Source organism: Myroides sp. LJL115 (assembly GCF_054871665.1).
On the sequence record NZ_JBTXLS010000069.1, the window covers coordinates 1 to 9,470 of the forward strand.

General features: G+C 33.7%; 7 protein-coding genes. 2 read left to right on the forward strand and 5 right to left on the reverse strand.

Annotated elements, in window-relative coordinates; all coding sequences use genetic code 11:
- On the reverse strand, window positions 1–2,117 hold a 2,117-nt coding region (locus ACYSNX_RS12460; RefSeq protein WP_461754989.1), incomplete at its 3' end, for a DUF6443 domain-containing protein.
- Window positions 2,118–2,344: 227 nt separating this feature from the next.
- Here ACYSNX_RS12460 and ACYSNX_RS12465 point away from each other — a divergent pair.
- Window positions 2,345–2,818: a hypothetical protein gene (locus tag ACYSNX_RS12465; RefSeq protein WP_461754990.1), complete on the forward strand. Its 474-nt coding sequence runs from the start codon at window positions 2,345–2,347 to the stop codon at window positions 2,816–2,818.
- A 619-nt stretch (window positions 2,819–3,437) separates the two neighbouring features.
- Window positions 3,438–4,655, forward strand: a complete 1,218-nt coding sequence (locus ACYSNX_RS12470; protein WP_461754991.1) for a serine hydrolase domain-containing protein — start codon at window positions 3,438–3,440, stop codon at window positions 4,653–4,655.
- A gap of 299 nt (window positions 4,656–4,954) precedes the next feature.
- On the opposite strand, the gene ACYSNX_RS12475 is transcribed toward ACYSNX_RS12470, so the two are convergent.
- The 4 genes from ACYSNX_RS12475 to ACYSNX_RS12490 all read right to left on the reverse strand — a co-directional run bounded on the left by ACYSNX_RS12475 (window position 4,955) and on the right by ACYSNX_RS12490 (window position 8,373).
- Complete coding sequence (locus tag ACYSNX_RS12475; RefSeq protein WP_461754992.1) at window positions 4,955–5,902, reverse strand: ADP-ribosylglycohydrolase family protein; 948 nt, start codon at window positions 5,900–5,902, stop codon at window positions 4,955–4,957.
- Window positions 5,903–6,362: 460 nt separating this feature from the next.
- Entirely contained in the window at window positions 6,363–7,349 is a 987-nt protein-coding gene (locus ACYSNX_RS12480; RefSeq protein ID WP_461754993.1) for a dimethylarginine dimethylaminohydrolase family protein, read from the reverse strand.
- A 90-nt stretch (window positions 7,350–7,439) separates the two neighbouring features.
- Window positions 7,440–7,841, reverse strand: coding sequence for a (deoxy)nucleoside triphosphate pyrophosphohydrolase (locus ACYSNX_RS12485; protein WP_461754994.1), 402 nt, complete (start codon window positions 7,839–7,841; stop codon window positions 7,440–7,442).
- Window positions 7,842–7,908: 67 nt separating this feature from the next.
- Window positions 7,909–8,373 carry a helix-turn-helix domain-containing protein gene (locus ACYSNX_RS12490; RefSeq protein ID WP_461754995.1) on the reverse strand — a complete coding sequence of 155 codons (465 nt, stop codon included), beginning with the start codon at window positions 8,371–8,373 and terminating at the stop codon, window positions 7,909–7,911.
- Between the last annotated feature and the right edge of the window lie 1,097 nt (window positions 8,374–9,470).

Below are 9,470 nucleotides of genomic sequence, written 5' to 3' on the forward strand. Positions count from 1 at the left end.
ACAGGTAAATGTAAAGAATTATAACTAATTTTTGTAATATTTTTATTTCTATCTACTGTTAGATTACCAAATACATCATAGGTATAATCTGCGGAAGTTGTGGTATTCCCTTTTTTAAATCCTTCTAAGTTGCCACTAGCATCAACTACTTTAGAGAGTTTATTACTTCCTGCTTCATAGCTATAGGTTAAGTTATCTATCTGAGTGACTTTATTAGCTACGGAGGCTCCATTGCGAGTTAGTTTTAAAATATTGCCATTCTTATCGTAAGTAAGCTTTTCCCCATAAGGAGTATCATTACTGCTTATAGTTAAATCTGGGTCTTTAAAAGCTGCAAGGGTAAGGCGATTTAAGCGGTCATACACATAACTATAGCCTCTTTTCTTATTATCTAAAGAACTCCTATAAAGCTGTTCGGTAATATTTCCGTTGTATAAGCCAGTAGTACCTGTTATGCCCTGTTCTATTTTATTATAGTTTAACTTTAAAGCAAACAAAGAGCGCTTACCATTAGTGGTAATATCTAAATTGTTAACATCATTTACCTGTGTTAACCATCCTCTTATATTATACTTATAATTGATTTCTTGTAAAAAAGTATTTGCTGTAGTGGTGCTTCCGCTACGCTTACCTCCTACTCTTTTAGCTTGTAGAGCTCCTAGCTCATCATAAATATTTTCTGCTATAACCACTTCCGCTAAAGTCCCTACTTTATGGGTTTGATATAGTAGTCGGTTTTGATGATCATAGACGAAGTTTTCCAAAATAGATATATCTGCAGATGTAGCTAATCTTTTATGTGTAGTGCGAACTAGTTCTACATTACCAGCAAAACCATACTTTGTATCTATTTGAGTACGACCACCAAGATAATTCTTAGAATAGTTACGCAAAACTTGCCCTTTATAATCGTAAAGGAAATAAGTCAATTCACCATTTTTTTCACTAGCAGTGGTCAATACCCTTTTCCAACTACCTGCTAAAAGCCCTTTGACATTTTGTTGTACAGTTTGCCCTTCTATAATAGGAGAGTTTTTTGCCACATCCTTTAATTCATGTTCATATTCATCATAGTAATTTACAGATAAAATAGTAAGTCCATCTTTAGGAAACGATAAGTTAGTATATGGCACAGATATATCATCAATGGTTATCGGAGTAGATTTTTTCTCATAACCTACCGCTGAATTATCCACATTAGTCTGCAGTGTTTTACGTCCTGCTTCATTAGCAGCTATTCCAGCATAAAAGCTAGTGTAAACAACTCTAGATAAACCGTCATACTTATTGATAACCCAACCTTGACTCCCATTGCCAAAGGGATGCAATACTGGTCCTTGTGCAATAATTCTATCTTTTTTATCATATACCATATACTCCCACGCTTTGCCAGGAAGCTTTTTTGCAGCCAAGCGGTTCTGGGCATCGTACTTATATTGATAACCTAAAAGATCTACGGCAGGTAAGGCTGTATTCCCGTTTAACAAAGGAGAAGTTACCATGGTTAAATTACCATACTGATCATAAATATAATAGGTATCTACTCCAGCGCCAGTTCCTGCAGCGTTCTCATATATTCTTTTTAGCACTACACGCTGATCTAGATCTGTAAACTCTTCTGAAATATTACCATCGGGATCACTTACGCGAACTACCTTTAAAGTATTTAAAGGATAATTACCTTTGCTTTCAATTTTAAAATCATATAAACCAGTAGTGCTATTTAAACTAGATTTGGCAATAAAGTACTTAACCTCTGTAGCGGTATTAAATCGATAGGTGTAATCCGTTGTATGACCTCCATTTACTTTCCAAGGCTCTCCTTCACTAGCTGTTTGTACAACTCTTTTTAAAGGAGAATTCTCATAAACAGTCTGTGAGTAAGGATTGTTTGTATTGTCATACTTTGCTGTCTTATAAAAAGTCAATGTCTGACTTTTGGCATTGGAGATAAAATCAGCACTCCCACTACTTGTTGCATAAGGTAAATACTCCTTGGTTTTTCCTATATTAAGATCATATTCACTATGTTTGACTATACTCTTACTCGTAGGGCTCGCACCAACTTGTACAGACTGAGTTTCCCTACCTAAACCATCAAAATAAACTACACTCACAGATTTTTTAGCTCCTGCGGGATTAGTTGTAACCCCTTGGAGATAAGTAGTGCTTTTGATATAATTAGAAGAAGTTTGTTGTGCAAATAAAGCACATGAAAAACTACCAGCTTATTTAGGGGTTAATATAGCAATGGTTGCTGGATTAATATTATAACTAGTGAGATTGGATAGGAGTATTTACGAAAATTATTTATCAATAAAATCAATATTAAAAAAACTAAAATATGAAGTCATTTAATGAAAATACAGGAATGCCAAAATTTATTTTAGCAATATTTATAGTACAATTTATTGTATTCTTATTATTCTCCTTAAACAATAAAGAGGATAAGTCTTTAATTTATTTTGCCACGGGTATTTTACTTATTGGTATTTTTCTAGCATTTACAAAGCTCGTTTTGAAAATCAATAAAAATTCTATTGTTTATAAATTCACACCTTTTACATCAAACAAAATATCTTGGGAGGACGTAAAAACAATCGAACTTGTTAAATTGTCTGCACTAAGTGATTTTTTAGGTTGGGGAATCCGTTATTCACGAAAATATGGTTGGGGTTACATTACTAATTCAGAATACGGTCTATTTATAGAGAAACACAACGGAAAAAAAGTGACAATATCAGTGAAAGATAAAGACAAATTGGAATTATTTCTAACACAAAACAAGTTAATAAATCCCTTGCATAACATTGTATAAGCGCAATGCGGGTTATAGTGCTAATTTTGAATTAATTGCACATTAACAAACATATTATTAAACTGAAAGTGCTGTGCTTCTAATCCCGCACTACGCTTATACTTGACCGTTAGGCGTCACTTTATAAAGAACTGCGATTGAGAGAAAATGATATAAATATAGAGTCCTATATTTTCATTAAAAAAATGTTGACTTTTCAAGAAAAACCATCTTTTGGGAAACGTTGGAATGGTTCTTCTGGACATTTACAAAGCGTTGACCTCACAGATAAATTTATTAATTCCCAATTATTAAAAGGCAATAAATTGCACATAATTGAAAATCAAATAATCAGAGAAAATAAACCTAGATTAGAAGGGCTATTTAAATTCCTGTACAAATCCGAGCAGAATAGAAATTATTTGCCGAATTTTGAGGCGTCCTAAAACGAATAGGTACACAAAACACTATTTATGAAAACCAATAAAACGTATAATGTTGCCCCATAATAAGTTGAGCGATTTATACAAAAAATCTCAATAGTGTTTTTATTTTAAAAATTTTAGAAGCCTTTAGCGCGCGCTACCCAAAAAAGACAAAACATTAACCTAATTCATAATAACAATCTTTCAAATAATATATGATTACTAAAAAAACATTTCTAACACTTCTTTTTTTATCCTTCACTTCCCTAAGTCTTAGGGCTCAAGATAGGCAAAACCTAGAGGTAAGAACCGCTGAAAATGAACTTGCACAAATTCCTGGACAGACCATGGGACAGAAACTGGAGAGCTTACTTTTTTGGTCGCAAGAACAAACAGAGCGACGTTTCCCTATTATGTATGCTATTTTTCCAAGTATTCCTATTGCTACTGAAGAGGTTACTACGCCTTTAAAAACTGGTAAGAACATAACTCCAAAGTGGCAAGACAACACTACCTTGGATACATATATGGAAGATAACAGTGTTCACGGTGTAATTGTTATAAAAGACCATCAAATTCGCCTAGAAAAATATGCCAAAGAAAGTAATCAAAAAACGCTTTGGACTTCTTTTTCTGTGGCTAAATCTGTTTCTTCCATGTTAGTAGGAGCCGCTTTACAAGACGGTACTATTGAGAGTTTAGAAGATCCTTTAAAGAAATATATCCATGAGTTTAATGGACATGACTACGGGGAAGTAACCGTAGGTCAATTATTAACCATGACTTCGGGTATTGATTGGAATGAAGATTATGAAGATCCAAACTCAGATGTCGCACAAATGTACAAAGCAGACTGCCAAGGTAATGAGTCGCATATTTTGACTTATATGAAGCCTTTGAAATTTGCGCATAAACCAGGAACACATTGGAACTATAGTACAGGAGAAACGGATTTAGTGGGAATTTTGGTACAAAAAGCTACAGGAGTAAGCTTATCGGAATATATTTCAGAGAAGATTTGGAAACCGTATGGTATGGAGTATTCCGCCTATTGGTTAGCAGATGAATGCAGTAATGATAATTTAGGTGGTAGCGGCCTCTCGGCGAGTTTAAGAGATTTTTCGCGCTTGGGAATGCTGATGCTTGATAAAGGTAAAGTGGAAGATAAACAAATACTTGCTCAAGAGTGGCTAAAAGATGCTACTTCTATACTTTATCCAACTAATGATAAGGGGGATGGCTATGGTTATTTATGGTGGGTGTCAGAAGATGGGAGCTATGGAGCTTTCGGAATTTTTGGCCAGATGATTTATATCAATCCACACAAAAACCTTGTTATCGCTCAAATGGCAGCTTGGCCAAAGGCGGGTTCTAAAGAACTTAGTGAGCAAAGACAAGCTTTTATCGATGCCGTACAGCGCGTAATAGATTAAAACACATAAAAGGGAGGTGTCTAATTTAAATTTGACATCTCCCTTTCTTACAATTACTATACTTGTTTGTTGATCATTAATAAGACTAAGATCAGTGCTTAATCTAATTTTGCTCCTGAAAATAAGTGCTGTATTAAAATTTCGCCATCAAAAGAAACTTTAAATGCAATGCCCCCCTTGACTTTCATAAGTAACAATAAATATCGATATTGTAAAAGAAAGAGAGGATATAAAGCCTTGATTAAAATCTTTCAAAAAGGATTATAATCAAGGCTTTTGGTCTTTTATTACATACCCTTTTAAAAACTGTATTGTTGCCTTAGCTGATCAGCTAAAGCTTGTATACCTTCTTTCCTTTTTAATGGTTGTAGCCATTCATTTGGAATACTCTGATAACCATACAATATACCTGCAAGTGCCCCAGTAATAGCACCATTAGTATCGGTATCTTTCCCTATACTCATAACTTGAAGAATAGCCTCTTTATAGCTTTTTGTTGTTAGCATTGTATGTAAGGCAATCTCTAAGCTTCCCACTACAAACCCTCTATTGTTAAATACACTTGGATCCGTTTGTTTAAAGTCCTTAGAGAAGATGCGTTTAAAATACTCATTCTCCCTATAGGTTGCACTTAAATCTGTAATAAGATTTTCATAAGCAAGCTGGGCATCTTTAGTCATTGCAAGATACTTAGCATACATAAGGTAAATATAGCAGCAATCCACCGCTATCTTATGAGCGTGAGTTAAACTACTAAACTGGCTAATGTACTTATAGGGATCCGTTATACTAGTATCATATAACAGTGGTAGAACAAGAGGTGAAATACGCATTAAAGAGCCATTTCCATTGTCGTTCTCATTTCTCATTCCACAGTTTTGCCAATTACTTCCATAGGCGAAGTTTTCAATTGCAAACAAAGTGGTTCTACCAATATCAAAAGTATCTCCATCAGCGGTCCAATACCCTTCTTTCATCCAATCTTTAAAACGCTCTAAAAGATCATCTAAATTAGATTCTCCATTAGCTAGGTATTCTGCTGTACATAAGGTAAGAGAGGAATCATCACTAAAGGTTCCTACAGGTTTATGCCAAGAGCCAAAACCTATTAACCGATTGGGCTCATTTTGATAATTACTCGCAACAGATTCTATATCTATTTCATTTGGGAACTTAAATTCAATTGGAAGACCTAATGCGTCAGCTACAGCTACGCCAAAAAGGATATCTTGGGCTAGATTGGACATTTACACAACTATTTTAAAAATTAGTGCATAAAACTAAAACAAGAAAATCGCAACCCAAAGTTGAAAGAAAGACTTTCTTTCTTTTTTTGTGTTTTTGTGCAATTCACAACAAAATCATGACTTTTGATTACTCTTTGAAATAGAAAAGGAAAAATATTCACCGGCTAGAAAGTATTTACATCCGTAGAGTTGATAAGTATGGACGAGAATTGTCCCCTGTAACAAGAGATCTAAATTCAGAGCTTAATATTGAACATATTTACGCTACTAACCTTTCCTTTTAAAACACATTTATAAAAGAGGACGTAGATAATCAACCTAAATTTTTCAAAGCCAAGTTTAGTATGACCTTTATAAGTATATAAGTCGACCAAAATCGAAAGATTAAAATGGATTTTAATTAGCTTTCGTTTATATATAAATGTCGAATGTGATTTATTCTAGTTATCAGTAAAAGCTCCTACTCATAACAACGCAATAAAGGTTGTGTACTACAACGAAACGAACCGCCAAAACTTCGGGTGATTTCAAAATCTACATACTCTACCTTTACACCATAGGATTCTATTTGATCTCCTATGTGTTTAAATACAGGGTCAGTCACATAGACCTCCGGAGAAATAGGTAATCCATTAGTTGCTAAATTTCCTGCCTCTTTTAAAGTAACCTCAATTGCATCCCAATCTTTTAGTATACTAGGTATACCATCTAAAAATGCTTCTTTACAAATTAGCATTAAGTTTGGTTTCACTAAACCCAACGCACAATCTAAATGCAAAATATCTTTATGAAGTCGAACCTTTTCTAAGGTGTATCCAAAAGGACTCATTAATTTAGAAAGCCACTTAAAACCTCTATCATTGGAGGCTAATCCAGAGCTTCCCACAAGTATATGCTTACCTAATACCAGTATATCTCCTCCTTCTATAAATGGACCATTACCTAAAGTGAGATCATCTGGATGTGCTACCTCAGGAAAAGGGGCAGCAACATACATACAATCTGCTTTTTCTACGTTTTCCCATAATAAATCACGAAGCGCCCATATCTCGTGTCTTCGATGTAAAAAACGTATACTACCCTCAATTACACAATTCCCAATAACAAAGAAAGGGTCTCTAGTAAAGAAATTAGCATATCCATCTTTTGGGTTGAACTTCTTTTCTGCATCGGTTAACCTACGAGCTTCTATCACTTCTACCCCATAGCTTTGAAGAACCTTTTTAAAATTACTACGTTCTAATTCCCATTTAAGTTGACTATTAGGATGTGCCTCTTTGAAATCCTTTCCCTTATTGATAAATGAATCTTCTATACTTGATGCCTCTAAAAAACGAAGATCCTCTTGTCTTACCTCTAAAGGATATCCAAATTCACTAGCCGCGAGAACTACCTTTTTCAAAGGTGCAAACTCATTTTCTACAAATATTCTATCTGTTGACATCATAACATTAAAGATATACTTTTTGAGAATTACTACTAACTATCTTATTAGTACTATTATATATCTATAATAGAAAAGCTTAGACACGCTAATTTACAGGTTTTCTTTAGCCATTAATTCTTTAACAACGATACTATCTGCCGCTGCCCAGTCTAAACAAAGTAAATCCTCTCTATTTAACCATCTATAGCTTAGATGTTCATTTAAAGTAAACCCTAGCGTATCAACCTTACATATATAACAATGCATTAATAGATTAAAGTCACTATAGGGATACTCTACTGTAGTAAATAGAGAACAAGGCGTAATTTCCCAAGATAACTCTTCTTTAATCTCACGAATGAGTGCCTGGGTGTTTGTTTCACCTTCTTCTACCTTTCCACCTGGAAATTCAAATTTGAAACTAGCATACTCTTTATCACTGTATTTCCTCTGGGCACAAAAGATCTGATTATTATATAGGATAATAGCTGCTACTACTTCAATAGTTTTCATTTGTTTGTTTCTTTAAAAGGGAATTTAAGCTAAATACCTTTATAAATCACCTAAGCTTTTAACTAGTTTATTTGAAATATAAATTGATATTTCCTTTCTTCTTAGCTTTAATAGTACCATCCTCAACTAAATTGCGCAATAGACTAGATACACGACTACTTGTAATTTCCTTATCAATTAGATTCTCTTTCAATAAAATAGCAAGCACCTCTCCTGATTTTAGAGGGTCACTAAAATATCCCTTTTTAACTAAGTTGCGGATATGCCCAGTTATCTTCATCCCCTTCAACATTTCCTCAGTCAAAGGATTCTTTGGAACTAATGGAATATTTAAATCTGTTAAAGTAGCTAAAGGGTAGCCTACTGCCTTAGCGTATTCTACATAAAAATCTATGTTTGAAGCCTTTCCTTTCTCAACTGCTATAACTGTAGATTCCGCAAATCCACACATATAGGAAATATTAGATTTAGATAAACCTTTTTTTTCTCTTGTGATCCGTAAAACATCCCCTATTTTTTCTTTATATGACATGTGTTTATATTTACTTTAGATACAAATATTTTTTACACAGAATATTTGTATCTTAAATTATTATTTGTATCTTTGTGATAACAAAAGCGATATTTCAACCTTATTGAGGTTGTTAACGATGTTTTTCTCTTGTTTCGAAAGTCCTACACGCCGACAAGAAGAGCATTGGTATCGCTCCGTGCAATAAAGTTTCGTACTTTTGTATTGCATGTGAGCGGTATTCATGTAATTCTCTGTTGGCAAATCATTTATTTTAAATGAAGGTCGTAGGACACCCCGAAATAGAGTTATGAACCGCTCCTTGTTTTAAACAAGAGTTTAGACATATTAAAAACATCGTTCATATAATCTATGTGAGCGATTTTTTATTTTATAGGTATTTCATCAAAAGTACTTTTATGTAAAAAGGACCATTTTTGAAAATATCTAGTAATAAAAAAACTCCATAGTACGTATTACAAGGATTAATAGTCTATGATGTATTTCGTTTTATTGTAATACGGCTTTGCTCAAAACACAAGTGTTTTAAGTAAGACGGTTTTATTTTTTGATTCGCACTCTAAAAGTATAGCCTTTCTTGCATTTTTCCAAAAGGAAAATGCCAATACATAAGTAATTGAGAAAGTATGAAAATTTGGGTAGCTGAGGAATTTACTTAGCTACCTAGAGAAAAAACAAGAGTGTAAGCCAGACAGTATTTCGTTATAAGCCTGCACTTTAAAATATTTACCTAGTGTGTATTACTGCTTCTCTCCCCGATGAGCAAACTCTAGGAGAAGACGTAGTATCTTTTTAGAACACTACTGTCCTATTATATTCACTATGAAGAAAGTCTTTTTTGACGTCTACTTCTTTATAGTCTGTGATCATTAACCGTCCAAAATGAGGCTATTTGCAGTTTAACTGCTGTAGTAATTCAGCTATTGTTTCCTTACTTGAATGGAGTTTCCACCTCAGCATGGAATATATAGCTATACCTCAGCTTTGGTATTAATCACAACAAACGTCCACCGGATTTACTTCGGAAATTTCAATTATTATTTTACAACAAACTTATTTAATCAATTTAACCAACCATTACATCTATGATGAAAACA